The organism is Micromonospora sp. ATCC 39149 (assembly GCF_000158815.1).
Classification (GTDB): Bacteria; Actinomycetota; Actinomycetes; order Mycobacteriales; family Micromonosporaceae; genus Micromonospora.
Genome location: NZ_GG657738.1, coordinates 2,308,241 through 2,308,724, shown reverse-complemented (window position 1 = coordinate 2,308,724; position 484 = coordinate 2,308,241). Strand labels below are relative to the sequence as shown.

The 484-nt window shown below is 82.2% G+C and carries 1 pseudogene; it reads left to right on the top strand.

What is annotated here, in order from left to right:
- Positions 1-49 precede the first annotated feature (49 nt).
- Positions 50-484, top strand: a pseudogene (locus MCAG_RS33550) (hypothetical protein); the annotation flags it as partial.

Here is a 484-nt window from a genome sequence, read left to right as displayed (position 1 = left end):
CCGGCTCCGCATGGTTCCGGGCCGCCGCGGCCGGGGCACTGCGCACCCGGTGCTCGGCGTCGCGCTGCTGCGCCCGGTGGCGGAGCTGCGCCCGGGGCTGCTGACGGTGGCCACGGCGCTCGTCGCGCTGGCCCTGGCCGGGACGGTCCGGGCGCTGCCCCGTTGGGTCGGCACCGGGCCGCGAGTCGGTGCCCTGCTGGTGGCCGGCGGGGCGGCGCAGGTCGGTGCGCTGCTCGCCGTGCTGCTCGGCGCGGTCGCGGTGGGCCGGGTGCTGCCGCCCTGGGAAGGGGTCGCGGCCGGCCCGCACCTGCCCTGGGGGTGGCAGGTCCCGGTCGCCGTGGCGCTGGCGGCGGTCGCGCTGGCGGCGCTGCTGCCCCGGGTGGCGTGGCCGGTGATCGCGGCGGTCGCGGTCGCCTTCGCCACCCTCGCGGTGTCGGGCGTCGGGCCGGTGCCGTGGCCGGCGGTGCCGGCCGCCGGCCTGGTC